Source organism: Pseudomaricurvus hydrocarbonicus, assembly GCF_011602365.1.
Lineage (GTDB): Bacteria > Pseudomonadota > Gammaproteobacteria > Pseudomonadales > Cellvibrionaceae > Pseudomaricurvus > Pseudomaricurvus hydrocarbonicus.
Map to the genome: position 1 here is coordinate 290,397 of NZ_JAAONZ010000002.1, position 19,536 is coordinate 309,932.

At 52.9% G+C, this 19,536-nt stretch carries 22 protein-coding genes; all 22 read right to left on the reverse strand.

Going from position 1 to position 19,536, the window contains the following annotated elements; all coding sequences use genetic code 11:
* Positions 1 to 3,840, reverse strand: coding sequence for a phage tail protein (locus G8770_RS03520; RefSeq protein ID WP_167181815.1), 3,840 nt, complete (start codon positions 3,838 to 3,840; stop codon positions 1 to 3).
* Positions 3,837 to 4,238 carry a C40 family peptidase gene (locus G8770_RS03525; RefSeq protein ID WP_167181817.1) on the reverse strand — a complete coding sequence of 134 codons (402 nt, stop codon included), beginning with the start codon at positions 4,236 to 4,238 and terminating at the stop codon, positions 3,837 to 3,839. The genes G8770_RS03520 and G8770_RS03525 overlap by 4 nt, the downstream gene beginning before the upstream one ends.
* Positions 4,225 to 5,097, reverse strand: a complete 873-nt coding sequence (locus tag G8770_RS03530; RefSeq protein ID WP_167181819.1) for a DUF2163 domain-containing protein — start codon at positions 5,095 to 5,097, stop codon at positions 4,225 to 4,227. The genes G8770_RS03525 and G8770_RS03530 overlap by 14 nt, the downstream gene beginning before the upstream one ends.
* The gene (locus tag G8770_RS03535; protein ID WP_167181821.1) at positions 5,094 to 5,957 is read right to left on the reverse strand and encodes a DUF2460 domain-containing protein; all 864 of its coding nucleotides are present in this window, start codon (positions 5,955 to 5,957) and stop codon (positions 5,094 to 5,096) included. Before G8770_RS03535 ends, G8770_RS03530 begins: the two co-directional genes overlap by 4 nt.
* An 18-nt stretch (positions 5,958 to 5,975) precedes the next feature.
* A complete protein-coding gene (locus G8770_RS03540) occupies positions 5,976 to 8,093 on the reverse strand; it encodes a hypothetical protein (RefSeq protein ID WP_167181823.1) in 2,118 nt (705 codons plus the stop codon).
* 1 nt (position 8,094) lies between these two features.
* Positions 8,095 to 8,370 carry a phage tail assembly protein T gene (locus G8770_RS24595; protein ID WP_167182337.1) on the reverse strand — a complete coding sequence of 92 codons (276 nt, stop codon included), beginning with the start codon at positions 8,368 to 8,370 and terminating at the stop codon, positions 8,095 to 8,097.
* Positions 8,304 to 8,735: a phage tail assembly chaperone family protein, TAC gene (locus G8770_RS03550; protein WP_167181825.1), complete on the reverse strand. Its 432-nt coding sequence runs from the start codon at positions 8,733 to 8,735 to the stop codon at positions 8,304 to 8,306. Before G8770_RS03550 ends, G8770_RS24595 begins: the two co-directional genes overlap by 67 nt.
* Positions 8,732 to 9,214 carry a phage tail tube protein gene (locus tag G8770_RS03555; protein ID WP_167181827.1) on the reverse strand — a complete coding sequence of 161 codons (483 nt, stop codon included), beginning with the start codon at positions 9,212 to 9,214 and terminating at the stop codon, positions 8,732 to 8,734. Before G8770_RS03555 ends, G8770_RS03550 begins: the two co-directional genes overlap by 4 nt.
* Before the next feature lie 116 nt (positions 9,215 to 9,330).
* Positions 9,331 to 9,696 (reverse strand): DUF3168 domain-containing protein, encoded by a 366-nt coding sequence (locus G8770_RS03560; RefSeq protein ID WP_167181829.1) that lies wholly within the window; start codon positions 9,694 to 9,696, stop codon positions 9,331 to 9,333.
* 1 nt (position 9,697) lies between these two features.
* The gene (locus tag G8770_RS03565) at positions 9,698 to 10,186 is read right to left on the reverse strand and encodes an HK97-gp10 family putative phage morphogenesis protein (RefSeq protein ID WP_167181831.1); all 489 of its coding nucleotides are present in this window, start codon (positions 10,184 to 10,186) and stop codon (positions 9,698 to 9,700) included.
* A 373-nt stretch (positions 10,187 to 10,559) separates the two neighbouring features.
* On the reverse strand, positions 10,560 to 10,925 hold the full coding sequence (locus G8770_RS03570) for a head-tail adaptor protein (protein WP_167181833.1): 366 nt from the start codon (positions 10,923 to 10,925) through the stop codon (positions 10,560 to 10,562).
* Positions 10,926 to 11,261, reverse strand: a complete 336-nt coding sequence (locus tag G8770_RS03575; RefSeq protein ID WP_167181835.1) for a head-tail connector protein — start codon at positions 11,259 to 11,261, stop codon at positions 10,926 to 10,928.
* On the reverse strand, positions 11,258 to 11,893 hold the full coding sequence (locus tag G8770_RS03580; protein ID WP_167181837.1) for a glycosyltransferase family protein: 636 nt from the start codon (positions 11,891 to 11,893) through the stop codon (positions 11,258 to 11,260). The genes G8770_RS03575 and G8770_RS03580 overlap by 4 nt, the downstream gene beginning before the upstream one ends.
* A gap of 5 nt (positions 11,894 to 11,898) precedes the next feature.
* Positions 11,899 to 12,126, reverse strand: coding sequence for a hypothetical protein (locus G8770_RS03585; RefSeq protein ID WP_167181839.1), 228 nt, complete (start codon positions 12,124 to 12,126; stop codon positions 11,899 to 11,901).
* A gap of 163 nt (positions 12,127 to 12,289) precedes the next feature.
* A complete protein-coding gene (locus tag G8770_RS03590; protein WP_167181841.1) occupies positions 12,290 to 12,925 on the reverse strand; it encodes an FkbM family methyltransferase in 636 nt (211 codons plus the stop codon).
* On the reverse strand, positions 12,888 to 13,310 hold the full coding sequence (locus G8770_RS03595; protein ID WP_167181843.1) for a hypothetical protein: 423 nt from the start codon (positions 13,308 to 13,310) through the stop codon (positions 12,888 to 12,890). The genes G8770_RS03590 and G8770_RS03595 overlap by 38 nt, the downstream gene beginning before the upstream one ends.
* A 53-nt stretch (positions 13,311 to 13,363) precedes the next feature.
* Positions 13,364 to 13,609 (reverse strand): hypothetical protein, encoded by a 246-nt coding sequence (locus G8770_RS03600; RefSeq protein WP_167181845.1) that lies wholly within the window; start codon positions 13,607 to 13,609, stop codon positions 13,364 to 13,366.
* 74 nt (positions 13,610 to 13,683) lie between these two features.
* Complete coding sequence (locus tag G8770_RS03605) at positions 13,684 to 15,093, reverse strand: phage major capsid protein (protein ID WP_243760246.1); 1,410 nt, start codon at positions 15,091 to 15,093, stop codon at positions 13,684 to 13,686.
* An 11-nt stretch (positions 15,094 to 15,104) separates the two neighbouring features.
* Positions 15,105 to 16,016, reverse strand: a complete 912-nt coding sequence (locus G8770_RS03610; protein WP_243760247.1) for a head maturation protease, ClpP-related — start codon at positions 16,014 to 16,016, stop codon at positions 15,105 to 15,107.
* Between the two features lie 2 nt (positions 16,017 to 16,018).
* Positions 16,019 to 17,311, reverse strand: coding sequence for a phage portal protein (locus G8770_RS03615; RefSeq protein WP_167181847.1), 1,293 nt, complete (start codon positions 17,309 to 17,311; stop codon positions 16,019 to 16,021).
* On the reverse strand, positions 17,308 to 19,047 hold the full coding sequence (locus G8770_RS03620; protein WP_167181849.1) for a terminase large subunit: 1,740 nt from the start codon (positions 19,045 to 19,047) through the stop codon (positions 17,308 to 17,310). The genes G8770_RS03615 and G8770_RS03620 overlap by 4 nt, the downstream gene beginning before the upstream one ends.
* Entirely contained in the window at positions 19,044 to 19,508 is a 465-nt protein-coding gene (locus tag G8770_RS03625) for a P27 family phage terminase small subunit (RefSeq protein ID WP_167181850.1), read from the reverse strand. The genes G8770_RS03620 and G8770_RS03625 overlap by 4 nt, the downstream gene beginning before the upstream one ends.
* Positions 19,509 to 19,536: the final 28 nt, after the last annotated feature.

A 19,536-nucleotide genomic window follows, 5' to 3' on the forward strand; every position in this document is an offset into this window, starting at 1 on the left:
TTATAAGTCCGGAAAGGGTTGATTTGGATATGTATAGTCATCGGTATACCTACAAATTCCAGCCGTAACGCGAAGCTCATCGATAAGTCCATTTAGATCCCGCCCTGTATTGGTCGGGTCTCGGCCAATGTAAATATTGTTTGTTGATGAACCAATACTGCTGCCTCCCGAAGAAAACGCCTCTAGATTTCCATCTACAAAAAGATAAACATCATCATTATTTCTAGTTATTGCGACCCTATGCCCTAGCCCATCGTCAACCAATGAAGACGATGATATATTTACGGCAACTGTACCTGTATTTGTGAAACACACCAATGCTAGCTCTCCAGTGCTTGAAACAACAAGAGCCATTCCTCTTGAACTAACAGTTGGTCGATCATTATAAATTGATTGGATTCGTCCAGGCTCAAGAACCTTAATCCAGCATTCTAAAGTAAATAATTGATTTTCTGAGATAGTAAGACTGTTTGCTCTTGGTATTGTTAAGAAGTCTCCAGCCCCATCAAATGAACCAGACTGAACATATAAAGCACCAGTTGCAGAGGTGGTAACATTTCCATTTGCAGTCAGCACATTGGCCGAATTGGATGAGTCAGAGAAGTCACCGTCAAAATGAAGAAGCAAGCTAACGTTATTAAAATATTTATCTGTTCCAGGAAGAGTAAATGATGACTCAAGGACATTACCCCTGCCAATTATGCTGCTTATCTGATAAATATTAACGTAAATAGTATTTTGCACCACTCCAAAATCGGATATTTGATCAAGCTCTGGGTAAACAAACGAGAAATTTGGACTAGAAATAGTATCAGCCGTTAATATCCTTTTTACCCCGCCCCCAGGCCCGTCTAAAATTTCTGCCTCAAATGACAATATAGATTCGGAAATTGGCTGAATTCCCGTAGACCACCATGATGCTGGATAGCGAGTTCTTTCCTGAGCCCCAAAAATCCAGTCGTCACCGTCAAGCTCGCCTTCAGGGAAAATAGGAGCATAGGGTCTAAAATTAACGCCACGATATGTAAAGGGAAATGGCTCAGCGTCATCTATTTCCTGCCCAAAAGTCACGGCCTTGTAAAGGCTCTGAACACCTAGGCGTTGTATGTTTGCTCCGACCAATGCCGCACTATTACCAGAAATTTTAATGATTCTGTCACCAGCCTCATGTGTGCCAGTGTACTGCACCGTATCGCGCAAACCTCTGAGTAATCCAGACAGCGTGACCGTACCATCTGCATTGGCTGCCGCATCGATGTAGCGCATTAACTCCCAGCGGCCATCGTCACCATAGGCAACAAAATTTTGCCCAGTCATCATTTGCGCCTCAGTCACCGATGTGAACTCACCAGATAGCGTGACAATATTTAATTCATCGGTGCGATTGATAACAAAGCCGTCATCAGCAGGCAAAATATCGACAGCAACACCACTGGTTGAGTTTGCGGCCAAACCTGTTGTAGCCGAATATGTTTGACCGCTATCTGTAGAGCGCAGGAGCGATCCACCTGGCCAACTACCAACACCGTACATCGCCATCAAAAATGAGGCTGTATCCTGCTCATCTAAAATCATGGGGACATCAAGCAGAACAGCCGTAGCGTCCGAAACTAAATCCAACCCTGGCGGTATGTAGTTATTTTCACCGGCTACTGCATCAGATGTCCAAAGCGATGGCGCTGATAACTTGCCAGAAATACTCAACACCTGAGAGCTGGATTCCGCCCTGCTAGCAATACGCACTTGATAGGTTCTATCAGGAGTTTCGATATTAACGACATCCGAAGGCTTGAGGTGCAAATATTCTTGCGGCAGCGTAAAGCTCATTGACATCCGCTCTGTATGCCGGGCACGCATCAGAATGTCGACAATTTTATTGGCTTTCTCTTGCGTCATGGCCAGCGGGAAATCGACCACCTCTTCAACGGCAGACTGAACAGGATATGTTGATTCTGCAGTGCCTTTATTTTGCTCCCTGTCTTGATCTTTGAATGTTATGGTCATCTTGCGTGGCAGCTGTTGGTCCATCTCGCGATCAATTAATAGTTGGTTGCTGCTATCGCCACCAATATCTACTGCACCCAAATCTTGATAGGGAATAGTTTCAGATGCAGCGCCACCACGATTGACGCAGGTTAAACCATAGCCATCTTCGATAATATCAAACAGGAATGCAGCCTGAAGCACACCAAGAGCACCACGCGTGCCACCCGTTGCAGCAAAGCCGTCAACGGTATCAACTAGCTCACTAGTATCTATATCAGCCGCAGAAATATTCGCCCGCTCAACGATAGATTCAACCACATCTGAAAGCTGCTCGGCGCCTATGACGACCGAGTATAACTGCCATTTTTCGAACGTTAAATTATCATCTATGGTTGAATAATACCCTCTCAATAAAACACCCTGCTCAATAGCGAACTCAGCATAACCAAACCCAACCAATGCCGGATCTATTGTGAATGAATCATCAAGATCTAGAGTTAGCGCATTAAAAACATTGAACCTACTAAGTTGCTGACTTGTTAGTTCTCCATGACCAACATAAAGCAGCCCAGTGTCATGCCACATCCTTACAAATCCTGATACAAAATGACCTCCAGATATTCCATGATTCACACTGAGTAATGGTGAATTTAAGTCATCATCCCAAATGTGAATTTGGGCACTATCAATAGAATACATGATTCCAGATGAGGACACGCAAACTGCCAACGGCTGCAGTGATGGGGTAATACTACGAAGCCCAGAAAGAGTTTGCCGGTAGAGGTTGTCAATATAATAGCCAACAAGATGACCATTACGCTTTTGATAGCCTCCTGATGAATATCTTAAATTTGCAATACCAACAAGATCAGGCCATAAATTCTCTAAATTGGTTTCGCCGCCAAAATCAATATTCAGTCCCGTTTGCGGGATCCACGTTCCATCACTAACGGTAATTTTAGATTGATACGGAAAACCAACAAATGATTGATAATATTGCTCATAACTCGACTCCTCAGGGTATGAGTTTGTCCAGTTAGCCAGCATAGCCGCTGATGAGTTGATTGTTAGCTTGTGGATGACCGGGTCAAATGTATTGCCAGGGGATGTCGAGATTGAATTGGATTCAATTATTTGAGGGTCGATTTCAGGAACGCACACAATCTCCGCCCGCAAAGCAGCACCAGTCAGACTATTGCCATAATCTGCCATGTGCACGTCATACATCATCAGGTACATGGTGCCTTCGTATGACTCTGCATTTGCAGCACCCACAATTGAGGCTATGCGTGCGTTAGGCGTGGTTTGGGTGCCATCGTAAAAAGCAAATTTATTGCTGTTTTTAGTAGCCTGAATAACTGCCCCCATAATGGCACCAGAACTGTAGTAAGGTGCCAGGTCTGGGGTTGCAGTCGCATCATAAAACAGCCGGTTACCCAGCCACAGGCGCCGCAGCTTTGCCCCCGGGCGTGCATTGCCCAGTGCAACTGCCCATGTGCCGTAATAGTCGACAACCTCGACGGTTGACCCACCACCACCCCCTTTCCCACCGGACTCTTCTTCAGTGACAACGCGCTTGAGCTTGCCGTTTTCGAAATAGATGATATTGCCGGACACAATTGGGGAGCCGTAAAAGTCCGGCTTTTCTATACCGTAGGTCGAGGTTTGAAATTCAAGCTGATTGTCTGGCGGGGCTTTGATCTTTGGCCCTTCTTGCGGATCAATGACACCACCAATACCAGCACCGATAACAAATCCCTGAGCAGCCGTGGCGGGGTTATACCCCCCACCAAAAAACCCAACTACCGCACCGACAATACCGCCGACAATCTGGCCAGCAGACATATCACTCATTGAATGACCTCATAACAGGCAACGATGCGGCTCATCCACCACTCATCGAGAGGATTTGAGGTGACTTTTTTGGCCGTCGAGTAGGCGTGAATGATTTCGTTGCCGTCATAGATGGCGACGTGCTGGGGATCGCGTTTTATACGAAACAGGATGATGCACTCAGCCACTGGGAATGGGATTTGACGCAGATTGACTTGCGAGTCCAGATGGTTTTTGAGTGTCTTTCCATCTGGATTTCGGTTGTAGCCCTTCACATCGGTGTGCTCAACGCCAAAACGCTGCATCGCGATGGATACCATACCGGCGCAATCAATGCCCACTGCTGGGTTACGGCCCTGGTGTAGAAACGGCACACCCATAAGCTCGCGGGCGTGATCTGATAATTTAATTGGCTTCAAACTTGGCCACCTGTGAGGTAACGGGAACATAGCTATAACCGCCGAAATGAACGCGGTTTGAGTGTTTGCCGGTGCAATCTTCTTTGCCCCGCTTGCGGCAACCGGCGATCATTTGGTATGCGTCACCAACTTGTGGCGGGTAATAGAACGGGGATGATGTGACGATCTTGCCGCCTGACTGCGTGAAAGACCTGACGTTCTGGCGCGGCTGGCCTGCGTTTTGACCGGTAGTGAAAATGATTTCGCCATTGCCAAACCAATCATCGGCTTCTGGTCGGGTGCTGTCGTAAAAGTTAGCGCTGTCGTCAACCGATGTGATGGTGCCTGTGACGATAAAATCGTCTTTATCCAGCTGGCATTTAGACTCGCGATACGGGACCACGCCAGTATCCAAGTGGTAGTCACAAAATGTGTAGATGCACTGTGCTGAATAGATGTCCTGATTATTTTGGTTAAGCCGATCGCGCTGGCCCATGAGCTGAGTGGTATAGCGTCCGTCTTGATCCATGATTTTACCGACGGTGAATCGGGCTATGGGCTCTTCGTCTTCTACCGGTAATGACCAGTCTGTGGCGAATACATAAACCTGAGCACCATCCCACTTACCGCTGTGGACCTGCTCGCGGTCGATGTGGTTCAGGTCTTCGACAAAGCCGAAGTCAATGACGGCCCCACCGCCCTCCGCCTGTGACTGAATGTTGCTGGTGGTCGTGTGAAGACCGCCGAAATAATTGACGTATGCGCCACCACCCTGGCTGACCAACAGGTCATGTGGGTACTGGGCTGCAATCCGTTCTATGGTGCCGTCCAGCGCCTCTATGCGCATCATCAGGGTTCTACGTTCTGCTACTGCTGTCATGGGTTTAAAAGCTCCTCAAGCGCAAACGAGCCGCTGACGACGTTGGCGTTGTTGTAATTACCATTGAGAGCGTCCATGAAGTGAACGGGAATATCGAAGTAGGCGCCGGTGCGGACGGTTTCACCAGTTTGCGGGGTAGTGTTTAAGGTGCCGTCGCTGACGTAATCGGTGAACGCCGATGAATCAATATCAATGATGATGTTGTCGACATCAGGGACAGACAGCACGGTACCGCGCAGGCCATTGATTTCGGTCATGCCGACAACGCCAGAGACATGAACAAAATCGCCGATGGCATACGGGTGGGCAATGGTATTGATGGTGGTCGTAATACCCTTGTTGATGCCGGTAATGGTGTCGGTTTTGTTGGTGAACGTAATTTCGCCGGTGGTGTAGTCGATGCTGTAACCACTCGCGATGGTGACGCCTTCAATCGATACCAACCCGGTACCCACCACTGGCTTGCGCAAGCGTCGGTGCGCCTGGGTGGGATCACCCTGCGTGCCGTACCAGCGCACCATTTGGAAAACATTGGCGGTGGCGGTGGCCAGGCAGATTTGATCGGTGGCTGTAGGCACGTCGACGTAGTTGTTGGTTGAGTAGTCCTGATCGTGGCGTAACCGGAAACCGCCAAACTGGCCCTGGCACTTGTGGTACAGAGTGGTGACGTCTTCGCGGTATTTGTCGCGGTGGGTGTTGCTGAGGTCGAACGTCATGCGCAGCACGGGGTATGGGTGGTCGAGCTTGGCATAGGTATCGCCGCTGCTGGTCTGCGATTCGGTGACGCTGTAGTGCTCTGAGTAATCGCTGCCCATGCGGGCGCATTCGAGGATACTTGCCTCAAAGAAGGGTCTGGCCATAGTGGGTCCGTGGTTTGATTATCTGAAGCGGTCGGCACTGGCGATTGTGGCCAGCAAGCGGCGGCTTGCCGCTCCGGATGCCAACTCAGCGTCACGAGGGTTTGTCACCCCCGGGAAGTTCATGTTGCCGATGCTGATACGGGTCGGGTTGATGCGGTCTTCGCGCATGGCAGCCATGTTGATGTTGTCGTTGGAGATAACCTCGCCAGTGACACCATCGGGGATGAACAGCTCTGGGCCCCGCTCGCCAACGACTGAGATTTTGTTTGAGGGTGGACGGCCACCATCGGCGAAGAAGCCGCCGACAAATGAGGCCACCTGCCCCCAGTCGAAACTTGAAGAGCTGCTGCCAGATGATTTGGATGAACCAGCAAAGCCCAGTGATTCAAATATCTGAGCCGCTGCGGCCTGAGCGGCCATATCTAAAAGCAGGTCACCAAACTTTTTAAGTAGATTCCCTGCTCCATCATCGAAGCCGGAAGACAGGGCATCTGCCAACAGCCCCTGCATGTTGCGGGCGGCCTCATCGGCAAAAACGCTGAACTCGTTGACACCTTCGATCACTTCTTTGCGCTGATCATCTAAGGCTTTAAATGCAGCCGCCGCCTGTTCTGCCAGCTCCGGGCTTGCCGCTACGGCATCGTTGAGGAATTTCTCCTGTTCAACAATGCGTTGTAGCGCCCGTTCTTGCTCCGGCAGCAATTCAGTAATCAGCTTGATGGCCTCGGCTTTTTGGTCGTTGGCGTCTTTCTCTGCCTCAAACGCTTCGATTGTGGCATATGCCGCTTGCGCATTGGCCAGCTGTGCCTCAGTAGCGCCATCGAGAGTCAGCCTGTAGATGGCTGCCTCTTTATTCGTGAAGCCCAAAGTTTCGGCTTGCAGTTTTAGTGCCGCTATTTGTTTGTCTATGGCAGCGGTTTGTTTGGCGATTTCGTCAGCATCATCACGTGAGCTTTTACGGGTTACTGTTGGGTCAATAGTCGACGCTGTACCGACCGCCGAATCTATCTGCAAGTCTACTTTTGGCTTGTTGTTTTCGCTGTCATAATAAGCTTGAATTGCACGCTTGTTTTCTTCGAGCTTAGCCTTCAGCTCTTCATCGGTGAGAAATGAAACAACACCATCAGGCCCGAAAAATCGAACACGCTCTGCCTGGTCAAAAAAACCACCATCTAAAATATTCTGGATTTTCTGTGAGTCTCGCTCCAACCGGGCAATATCGTCAGCGGCGATACCTTGGGTAACCGCTGCAAGTTCTTCACCAAGGAATTTTGTAACATTAATCACACCGCTAACAGCATTAGCAGCAGCGGTCATAGATGTGACAACAGCTTTGCCAAGCGATTCGGCGGCATTAATTGTGGATTCATCGCTCAGTAAATCGATCAGGTCGCTGACAGCAGGCAGCGCTGCCAGTGCGACTTCGTTTTTCATGCCGGTAAACTGAGCGGTTAAGTCATCAACACCCTTTGTAATATCGTCCAGCTGAGCAATTTCAAGATCAGATAGTACGTTACCGGTGCGCTCTGCCTCATCCCCAAAGGCCCGCATTTCTTTGCCGTTATTGCGCAGTAGAGGCAGCAGTAAAGTAGAGTCGCTGGCAATGGCCTCCATGTAGAAGGTCATTTCAGATTGAGACAGGTTCGCTTTTTCGAGGCCATTGACATAAGCCTGCAAAGCCTGAGGGCCGCTCATTCTGGCAAACTCATCAGCCGTGATGCCTATAGCTGGCGCGATATTGTCGAAAAAATCGGCCAGTGGGCCGCCGCCAGTTTGTAAGAAATCACCAATTTTGTCATTGGTATCTTTCAGGATATCGGCAACTTTATCCTGCTCGACACCATACCGGCCAGCACCGAAAGAGAGTTTCTGAAAATCTTGTGTGGTTGTGTTAGCCAATGCTGAGAAGTTTTTAAGCTCTTTACTCGAGTCGGCCAAATCCTTGGCGACATAAGCCAGCCCAGCAGCAGATGCAACAGAAAGCCCGGCAAAGGTTTTGCCGACGGTTTTGATATCCTTCTCAACCTGTTTGCGCCATTTCGCCGACTCACGCTCGGCCTTGTCCATCCCCTGAACAAACCCGCCGACCTTGGCAACCAGATCCAGCGTTAAGGTACCCAGTGATTTTGTGGCCATGTTATCTCCATTGCTCCATTGCCTGGTCTAACGTGATGGGCGGCTCGATGTAGTGCGGCATGAAATCCGTCGGTTTCTTGCTGCTGTTTTTGCTGTTGAAGTTGAAGTAATTGGCCATCCAGCGGCCAAAGGATTCCTCTAACCGCATGCCCGTGTGCAGAGAGCCGCGGCGTTTACGGAACTGGGCCCAACGACAGAACTCTGGGTAGCTCAGGTTTCGCTTGGCTTCGGCAATGGTTCTTCCACCGATGCCGTTGAGGACGAGTTCGTGCCAGATTTCTTCTTCTTCGGGGAAGGCTTCGTCTTTCCCAGGCCATTCACCTCGCCAATTACAGCCAGGAATGCCATGGTCAAATTGGGGTCCAGCGGGCCGCGCGTTGGATCGGCGTCGCCGGTGATGTCTGCCGCGGTAAAGATCGGCTTGCCATCTGCGTCACAGATGCTCGCAGCCATGCGACCGGCAACCGCATCTTGTGCGCCCGCCTTTGCTTTAAAATCTTCGACAACTGAGACGTAAGACAAACGACGGACATAGACGACCCCTTTCAGCGGGGTCTCGCCCTGCATCCATTCAATGTCTTTTTTAACCGGGGCGCCGGTAAAGGCGCCCGATTGATGGAGGGTTTCAAGCGTTAGATTCATACTTTCGCGATCCATTCGGAGCCGCCAGAACGCTGAACTGCCATATCACCCGATACCAAGGTGTTACCTGAGAAATCGAAGGGGAAGTCGGAAATATACCCATCGAAAATAAACCAGGTACGAGTGTCTGGCAGCTCGAAATCGTCACCGGCGCTGTTTAAGGTTGGGACAATGTCGATACCGTCTGACCAGCCAACTGCCCATTTGAGCGTGGGGCTGGGGTCGGTCTCAGACAATGCGTGTAACAAAATGTGGCTTTCATCTGTAGGATCCGGACGAAGGCCGATGGTGGCCGCAGCCGGGGTCCGCAAGCCGGGCTTATAGCTGCGGGTGGTTGCAGACAGACAGGTGTCGTCGAGTTGGTCGGATGGGTTACCACCCGGGGTGAATGTTGTGACGCAGCCTACTTCGACAATTACGGGTGCACTGCCACTGTCGTCGATGAAATAAATCTGAGTGCCTTGGGTTAAGACAGACATGGGTTTCCTCCTGCGGGATATTGCTGCCTCGCGGCAGTGGTTTGGCGTATTGATATCGCATCAATAAAGTGCCCGGTCGTTGGGCGCCTCGCGGCGAGCCTACCGGGCGAAACTGGTTATCGCGGTGTGAACCAGTCCACCGCGAATGCATAGCTGTAATTTTTGGTCTCGGGGTCGCGCCGGTCGCCATACCATGCCGTGATGTGGGCATGTGGCTCGATGGCGTCACGCAGGGCCTGGGCGACTGCTCGCGCCTCATCGGCGCTGGTTGCCCAGCAATCGACCTGAATGCTGAACAGGTCCATATCTGGCCGCTGGTTGATGTAGTTTTCTGGTCCGCCGCTTACCTGCTGCCACACAGCATAGGGCTTGGTCACACCCTGGGGCGCAAGGCCAAAGGGGTACAGTCGACATTGGTCGCTGCCCAGCTGCGCTTGCACGCCAGCATCGACACTGCAAATGGCAAATATAGGTGGGTACATATCAGGTCGTCTTTTTGCGGGCCCGTTTTAATGCTCTAGTGAGCGCCTTGTCGTACTGGTTGATAAATTCGTTGGTGGCGTCGTTGATGTGATCGGCCAGTGCTTTGCGCATGAAGGGCTGCGCGCGCATGTGCTCGGTACCGAACTCGAGTAAACGCCAATGTGGTGTTGGGCCACCCTGGCCGGTACCGGGCTGATCGCCTTTAGTTGGCAGTTGCGCGCCCTGGGCAACCCCTACCCTGAACATGACATCACCGGTGCGCTTAAAACGCCGGCTGGAAAAGCGCACGGCCATGTTGTCGGCGATGCTGCGGCCCGTGCGCGGGTCGTTGAGCTTTAGGGCGTTGGCCTTGGCCTGATCGCGCACCAGGTTGGCAGCTTTGCGCAGGGCGAATCGGCCACCTTTTAGGCGTACATCTTGTTTGACCTCTTCCATCCGGCCGCGGAGTTCGTCGATGCCGATTAGGCTGAAATCGATACCGTCTGCCAAGGCGTTATTCTCCGAGGGGTTTAGGGTCATTCTTCGACACGACAGTACAAAATTCCAATAGCGTCAACGAGCTCTAGCCTTATGAAATACGTACCCGTCGGGCGGGCTACAACAAATAACGCTTTGCCGCCAACAGTTGAGGAAAACGTTGACCAAGGATCAACCCTCGGAGTCAGACAAAATCCCACAAATTGCAAACTTGACCGTGACGTACTGCATCTGATCTGTCGCAGCCTCATAATTAACCGAACACACATTGCCAAAGTGCTGACCATCGCGATTACATGGAATCATCGCACCGCACTCATGCCTTTTGAGATATACACCGATTTCCCCAGTTGACGGGTCAGGTGCTGTAAAAACTTTTCCTTCATTATTCGCCATCATTCAATCCATCGGTGCATTTAAGCCGCCACTCGCGGCGGGCGGTGCGGTCTGTTTCGGCGCTGCCAATGTTGTACACGCGGCCATCCCACAGGATGCGCCATTGATACAGCTCTAACCTATCCACCGGAAACCAGCGCAGGTTGATGCGAGCGGTGGTTTCGCTTTGGGTGGTGCCCGATTCACGAAACTCGCGCCCGGGCCCGGTGAGCACTTCGGCTGGCACGTCGACCAGTTGGGTACCGCTGTCGTCGGTGGCGGTTTCCCATGCAATGGTGACGGCACCAGTGGTGGGGTCTTGTGATTCAACCGGCTTTTGCAGGGTGACCACATGGCGCAGGCGATAGCTGAGCATTTAAACCCCCAGGCGGCAGCGATACGGCATGAGTTTGACTTCGGCCACATCACGCAATTGCTGCATTTCGTCGGGTGATGCCTGGTAAGTCGCCTGTAATAAAATCAGCACCCCCGTCTGCACGTCGGCGGGCATGACGATTGTTTCTGAGCTGACGTCTGAACTGACGTCATAGCTGGACGAATCACAGGAACAGACATCACCGAAGTCGTCGCGGTCCATAAAATTAAGCGCTTCGGCTTCGGCACTGTCCAGCAGCTGCTGCAACAGCACATCGTCGGCACTGTGGATGACGTTGAGAAACGTTTTGGCTGTGGCCAGCAAGGTAACGCTCATGTGTTTGCCTGCAGTTTGCCGCCGTAGGGCGGGATCCAATGTTTTTTAACGTCCCATGGCCGGGGCTGGCCGTGAAAGCACACCACTTTGGCCGTGGCCGGTAGGCCCCGCTGGCAGTGCACTTTGTAGCTAACGATTTGCCCGGGCAAGACGTCGTCCCACCGCTGGTGCGGCAGGTGTTTGCGCAAGAAGCCTTGATCACCCCAGTGTTCGCGGGTGCGGCATTGGCGCATGTTGGCTTCTGGTTTTTTCATCCAGTGATGCCATGCGATTGCCTTGTCTTGCTGAGCGATGTACATCAAGCCGCTGGCCGGCATATGGGGTTTGTAAAAATCGCTGAGCATGGTGGTTTTACCCACGTTAAACAGCGCGCTGATATCACCGGTGATGACGGTATCGATATCGAAATACAGGAGATCGCCTTTAAGGTCTGGCCTGAACAGCTCCATTTTGCTCCACCAGCCCGGCCAGTCGTAACGCAGACGGATTGTTTCGACCCCCGGAACAGGTACATCAGACAGACAAACTATCCACGGCATTTGCGCTGCAAGCCACTGGGCGTGCTTAATGGTGTATTCGTCGCTGGTTTTGAGCACGCAGACTGGTGTAACGCCATGGTTACGGCTGATCATAAGCTCTATTCGGCTGGCTCAGCTTGGGTGAAATCAACGTAGAATTCTTTACCGGGCTCAAACTGATTGGCTGCCTCTTCGTTGAGGGTCCCGATCTGGATTGAGCCACACGGAGTCCACTTGAAAAACCGCTCATTCTCAACGCTTCCACAGGTGACAGGCTCCAGCTTCACGCTGTGGCCGTTCGCATCTTTGGTGACGGATTGAACTTTAAACTTTGCTCGTACTGACATGCTCATGTTCCTTAATGAATTGCTTTATAGGGCGGCCCGTGGCTGATCTCTTTTGCGTAGTTCATCAGCAGAACCCTATGTGCACTTGCATACACATCCGCCGCTTTTCAGCTTGGGAGTACTCACGCGGCCATAATTCGGGTGGTATTATTTTAAAGCTGTATTAATGCAACTCTGGCCGCCAGATGATGTTCCACTGGTCGGCTTTGGTATGGGTGTAGCCCAGTGGTTCCAGTAGGCTGCATTGATCACGTAGGGCCGCATCATTCAGCGCCTCGGTAATGATCAGCGGCATGCAGCGGCGCAAGGTAGCCAGGGCCCCGCGGATGACCGCGCATTCGTGCCCTTCCACATCGATCTTAATAGCCGCGATTTGGTCTTGAACTTCGAGCATGTCGATGGTCACGGTGGTGATGCCGGTACCGGCCACCACCGCCCCGCCGCTGGTCAACTGAACCCGAGGGTTAACCACCAGCGCGCACTGGCCAACCACGTCGGACACGGCCATTTGTTTTGCAAAAATTTGACCGCAGCCTTCAAACTGGTTGTTGTCGATGTTTTCATTGAGCCGAGCAAATACAGCGGGGTTTGGCTCGAAGGCAAACACACAAGCACCCTGCTTTGCGGCCAGCAATGCGTAAAGCCCGGTGTAGGCGCCGACATCAAAAACAATACCGCCAGATAGGCAGGCCAGCTGCCAGGCGTCTACCGATTCTGATTCGAACGGTTGACCGGTCTTTTTTTGGTGCCGGATGACCATGTCATCCTGTTCGATCAAGTGAATGCCGTGTATCTGCAAGCGCCTGCTCCAATGGTTGTTTTGGCCAAAAATCCAGCGCGGTGGATCGTGTGGCGTTGATGATGTCGCAGTGGCCCAGCAGGCCAGCGGTTTCACGAAATTGCGGGTACCACTTGGGCATGGATACTGCGTTGCCCAACCCTTTGGGGTGATCACCATGCCAGTGACGGATGCCATCTGCGCTGTATTGACAATCGAAGCCCAGCAATATGATGCGGCGCGCACCGAAGTTCTCCGCCAATACCATCGCCCCTGCACCGGAATTTTTCGGGTGTGTGAACCGAATCGTTTTAACGGCCGAGATACGCTGGTTAAGGGTAATGCGTTCGCCTTTGAACTTTTGCTGCACGTCGAAGCAGTATCGTTTCCACCAGGTGCGATCCATGGCGTAGAGGACGTCGGCCCATGGACACAGCTGATAGGTGGTGTTGGTGACAATTACGCCCCTGTCGGCTCTTCCTTGTCGCCAGCCCCTGACTTTTTCGCAGTCTTCTGGCGTGAGGCTTGGCCCGCTGGCGATGCAGACGACTTCTTGCCAGCGGGCTTGGTGGGGTTGTCTTTGACAATCCGCACCAAACCCTGTTGAGCAAGTTCTTTGGCAACTAGATCGGAAACTTCGAACTTGGAATTGCGCCGGCGATTGCCGCCATGATCGAAACTGGTTAACGCGATGACTTCAGTCATGCTAAGTCCTTATCCTGGGTGAATAAAAAAGGCGCCCAACTGAGCGCCTTTTAATAGTTGGTTATTACGACCGATTAAGCGCCGGAAGAACCGATGGTGAAGTCACCTTTCACGAAGGCCTCGGGGCGGTAGACCGTAAGGGCAACGCGCTCTTCACACAGGATTGTGACCATGTTTTTGACGAAGTTGTCGCGGTCTTCGGTGGACACCATGACGTTGGCATCTTCACGATCCCAGCCTTGTGCACCCATACGGAAGGCCCCGGTCAAGAAATCGCCCTGATCCATCGACTGAGTGGATACCACTGGCAGCCCCCACAACACAGGACCAGCCAGAGCCAACGGGTTAGCAAAAATGTATTTGCCCTGGGTATCTTTAGTGAGCTCGATACCTGCCCAGTCGATGGGGTTAAGAACGATGCCGTCTGCGCTGTATTCAGCCAGCTGCACTTGCAGCATGGCAATACGCAAGCGGTCGATACCCGTATCAGCAGTTACATCAACACCGGGGTTAGCGTAGGCACTAGCTTGGGTGTAGATACCGCTGATGTTAAGACCAACACCAGACCCCTTGAGCAACTGAGCTTCCTCTTTCAGTTTGAGGCCATAACGCAGGCGGCCATCGATGTAAGATTGCAGCATGCCAGCATCGGACAATACCTGCTTTGAGGCATGCACCCAGTGGGCAATGGTGGCCACCGGCGCCGAGGCCAAATCGAAGGTGATAGTGGATTCTGGCTTGTTGCTCGCTGGGTTTTCTGACACCACATCGGCACCATTGGTGAAACCGGTTTCACGCACGTATTCAATGGAGTTTGATGTAGTGCGACCCCAGCTCAGCAAATCGCGGATGGTCAAACGTTGTTCGGGCGCAGCAATAACACCAGGCACACGCATTGGCTCGACAGGATAACCGTTGGCGCCATCCGATTGCGTGGTGGTGAGAGCGGCCTGCACCGGTACACTGAATGCGCCTTTGGCCGTAAGGATACGGCTTGCATTGGCCTCGAATCCTTCGGACTCGATCACACGGCGGCCCAGCGACATAACACCCGTAGGCATGTTGTCGATACCATCGGCCAGCGCCTGTTCAGCAGCCTGCAGGCGAGCGTTGAGTGCGCCCTGCTCAGTCAGCAGTTTATCGACCGAGGCTTTGGTTTCTTCCGTTAAACCTTGGTGTTTGGCCAGCTCCGCCTTGGAAGATTCCGCAAAGGCTTTGAGTTGATCGCCGACATTCTTCAGATCAGCTGAAACACGTCTGTATTCCTGCTCAACATTGACGGGATCACTACCAATTTCACCCAACTGTCCAAAAGCAACGCGCTTAAAGCTCACGCCATGCTCTGTCATCATGGCCGCAACGACAATAACACCCAGGCTGACGCTGAGGGTGTCCATGGATGCACCGAAGGTAAACGGTGCAAAGGCGGCCAGTACCAGCACGGCCATCATAAACATCGGGGTTAATTGAAATTTAAGTTTCATAATACTTATCCTTACAAGGGAAATTGGATGGTTGGTAATGGGTCTGCATGGACAACAGCGCTGGGCGTGTTGGGCGTGGTAGCGTTATGCGTACCACCGCCAGCAGCGGTTTGCGTGCTGGACTTGAAATCGTGCGCGAGCTTGCGACGCTCACTGCGCGGGACGCCGGCCTTGGCCAGGGCGATATCCATCTTGCGTGCGGCGATGTGACCGCCCCGAGCTTGTGCTTCGGTGATTACATCGGCTGGCAGATAATCGTCGGCGAACCCATCGGCGATGGCGTCGGTACCGCCAATGTAAGATTCGGCGTTCATGAGCTCGGCAATTTCTGTTGCGGGCAGACCGGTGCGGGCGCTGTAAATGTCGGCCATGGAACTGTCGAACGGGGCCAGGTAGTCGGCAATTTCGCGAAAGTCGTTTTGGTTACCGCAGGCACATACCCATGCGTTGTGGATCATCAAGAAGCCGGCACGGGCGATTTCGACCCGGGTACCGGCCATGGCGATCACTGATGCCGCCGATGCGGCAATGCCGACAATGCGCACGGTGACTTCACCCTGATGCTGACGCAGCAGGTTGTAGATCGCGAGGCCTTCGAACAGGTCACCACCAGGTGAATTGATGTTGACGGTAACAGGCTGATCGCTGCCAATAGAACGCAGCGCGGCGCTGATGCGTTTGGCGGTAACGCCCTCGCCCCAGAAGTCTTCACCGATAACGTCGTAAATACCGATGTCATTGGTACCGGTGCTGGCAGCCCGAATGTCCGGATTCCATTGCTCGAACGCTTTGGGCGCGAGATCCATTTGAACGCGACTGGATGGACGGGCGCTAAGTGCCGCGGGCATTGCCGCATATACACCAAGCCCAATCATTACAGCGGGGCGTGACGCCATTGCTAACGCCAGTTTATTCATCCGCATAATCAATCCTCTTTATTTTGCGGCTGGCCGCTGTTTAGCCAGGCCGCCAACGCAGCGCGGGCGGTATCGCCATCGTTGGTTATACCCAGGCTGTCCAGCGGCGCCATGGCCGTTTGAACGGTGAGCACTTCGGCGTTGCCACCCATGAGCGGCATGTTTTCGAGCTTGCGGACTTCGTCGCGGGTGAATATGCCGTTGTTGACCATGACGGAATAGAACGCGGCACGACCTGCGCTGTCGGCCCTTAACAGGCCTTCAATTGAGAATTCGGCGTAGTAGCGCTCTTGGTCTGCCGGGGACAGCAGCTCTTTGTTGATGTATTGCTCAATACGGGTGAGCCATGGGCGCAGGGTAAAGGTGAGAAAGCCTATGAGCTTTTGCTCTAACCCTGTGCCCCAATTGCTGTCCTTGCCACCGTGGCCCACCATTGACGGGTCAACACGGAACCAGCGGCAAACCTCTTCGACAGAGTAGCCGCGAGATTCCAGCAGCTGGGCGTCGCTGGGCGTGATGCCGATGATTTTGGCATCCATGCCGCCTTCGAGCAGGGGTGACTTACCCGCATTAAGCGCGCCTGAGACTGACTTCAGGCTTTCACGGAAGTCGTCACGCTGATCTTTTTTAAGAACCCGGTCCAGGGTGAACGCGACCGTGGGCGACAATCCATTTTTAAACGTGCTGTTGGCTGCTTCTGAGGCGGCCAGCGCAGACCCAAACACGGCGGCGCCGTATTTAATAGTGGATATACCCCACTCACCATCCAGCGAAAAGCCGGGTACGTGAAACAAACGCTGCATATTAACGTCGCGCTGCATGCCGTTGCTTTCGGTGTACTTGAGCTGCAGGTTACCGCGGCTGTTTTCACTGGCAGATAGCCGGCAAGGTGACAGAAACTTAAGGCCAACCAGGCGATTGCCAAGGAACTGCTTTTCACTGAAGCCATTACCACGCAGCAGAATGGCGGCTGTCTTGGCCTCCCAATATGTCGAGGCTGTCGCTTTTGAGTTTGGCGACCGGCTGATGATTGGGTACAGCGGGTGGCTGGTTGCCGCCTTGCGGCCGCTTGGGGTGCGTTCGTACAGTTTAACGGGCAAGGTGCCGATGCATTCTGAGATCAAGCGCGTACAGGCCCAGGCGGCCGACAACGACAGTACAGATTGTTCGTTGACGGTTTGGCCGGCGACGTTGGTATTCCATGCAGACCAGAAAGCTTCATCAGTCAGACCGATGGGCACGCCGAGCCAGTTCAGCAGCGCAGATTTTACCTTGCCCGGCTTCTTTGCTTGTTTGGTCATACGATAATTGGGTCCAGTAGGAAGTCTTCCAGGTCACCATCATCGTCTTCGGGCTGATAAGCCGCGATGAAGGCCATGAGCGCTGCTACTGCGCCATCGATCTTGGTGTCTTTGCTCTCTTTAATCGGGCGCATCATTTTGCCGTCACGGCTGGTTTGTGCGACGACATTGCCAAACATCCACGTTAAGCAGGGGTTGCCGTCGTGGTGGATGCGCCCGGCTTTGAGCAACCGTTCAAAATCCCGCATGGGTGCTGAGTAGTTGCTGTAATTCTGCTGTACTTTTACCGCTTCAAACTCGTGATACTTGGCTAGCCGTTGCGCCAGATCAGCAGCGCCGTGCGGGTCGTAAAACGCCTGCGGCATGCTGTAGAGCTCGGTGTCGGCCTCGATGTCCTCTTCGACGTCTTCGGTGTCGATGTGGTTGCCTGCACAGGCGTACAGGTAGCCTTCGTTTATCCAGCCGTCGTAGTGGTCGTGCTCGACCACTTTGGCCTCGGTGGTATAGTACCGGCCGAAGAAGTAGTAATGCGGCAAGCCGTCGATGTTGCGGGTGAAGCATTTCACCGCAGCGGTCAGGTCGTCTGATTCGGATAAATCCAAACCCAGCGTTGCCGTTTCGCCAATGAAGTCATCGGGGCTTAAGGTCTGGTCACCTGCTGCTGCCCAGTCGAGCATGTTGAGCCATGCGTTCTTGGCTGTGACCCATACATTAAAGTGCTTGGTGAGCACTGTGCTGCGTTTGCGCGGGCTGCGCTTGGCGCGCTCCACCTGGTCGAACAGGTAATCACGAAACACCGAAATGCCAATGTTGGGGTTGGCTTTAATCAATCCCTCTTCGGTCATCCACTCGTTTTCGGGATCATCAATGGTGTAGATCATCCCGTAGAGGGTGTCGTTTTTTTCACCCTCAAGCATGCGCTCGACTTCTTTCTGCGATGCGTAACACGGGCCAGCGATGTTTGAGCCGGCCGTGGTGATCATCAACAACAAAGGTTGTTCGCGTGCGCCCATGCCGGTGAGCATGGTGTCGTAGAGCACGTCGTCTTGGTGCTCGTGCACTTCGTCCAAAATGGCGCAGCTGGGTGAGGCACCATCACCAGGCTTGCCAATGACCGGTTCAAAACGTGAACCATCCGGCCTGCGCTGCTCGCCATTGCGTAGGCGTTTGGCCCCGTAGACATCGGCTTCCATGCGCTTGGCGTGAGCGTTAACGCCGTACTGGCGGCGGAATGCCGGCTGCTTCTCGGCCATCTTTTTGGCTGGCCTAAAGACTTCCCAGGCTTGCTTTTCGGTGGTCGCGCCGCAGTAGACTTCGGCACCGTATTCGCTGTCTTCCACCATCATGTACAAGCCGATGATGGCGGCCTTGACGCTCTTGGCGTTCTTACGCGGCACGCATAGGTAGACAATACGAAACCGACGGAAGCCTGTGTCTTTGTGGACCCAGCCAAAGATCATGGCAAAGTTGAATTTTTGCCAGGGTTCCAGCTTGATTCTGTTTTCTTTGCCGACCTGTGCGGCCCACTTTCCTTTTACATGAGGGAATAACTCACCAAAGTTGATGATCCGCTGGCCTTCGGCTTCGTCAAACACGTAAGGGAAGTCTGCGTCACCCTGACGATCCAGGTCTTTCAGGTGACGCTCTACCGCTAACCGCTCCCATTTACAGGCAGGTCGTTTGCCCGTCACCACCGCGTCAATGTAGGCGGCAATGTCAGTTAGGTGTTGGGTCATATACTGCCGAAATCATCATCAAACAAGCTGCCTTGCTTGTCGTTGAACCTCAGCTCGGTAGCGGGTGACATACCCAGCTGGGCGACCATGCTGTTCCAGAAGCGTTTTACTTCGTTCAGCTGGCCGACCTCAGGGCGGTTTTTAATTTGTTCGCCATTGCGACCATCCACAATGTAGGTCCGGTCGTTATCAACAATGAACTGGCGGAGCTCATCCATCTCGACTTTCGTGCGACAGTATTCCAGCACGTAGTCAACGAACAGAGGTTTTAATCTGCCCACGCGGGCCAGATCCGGGGCAACACGACTCCACACCCGGCGTTCATCTTTGGAAATTCCTCGAGGACAAAGCTGTTTGACCAGCTCGGCAATTTCCTTTTCTTTATCTGCTGCCGCTTTTTCGTTAGCAGCTGCTGCCGGATGTTGTGAGACCGTGGCTGATTGTTTATATCGACCGGCCATGATTTAACATCCAAGTGGGTTTTTTCGT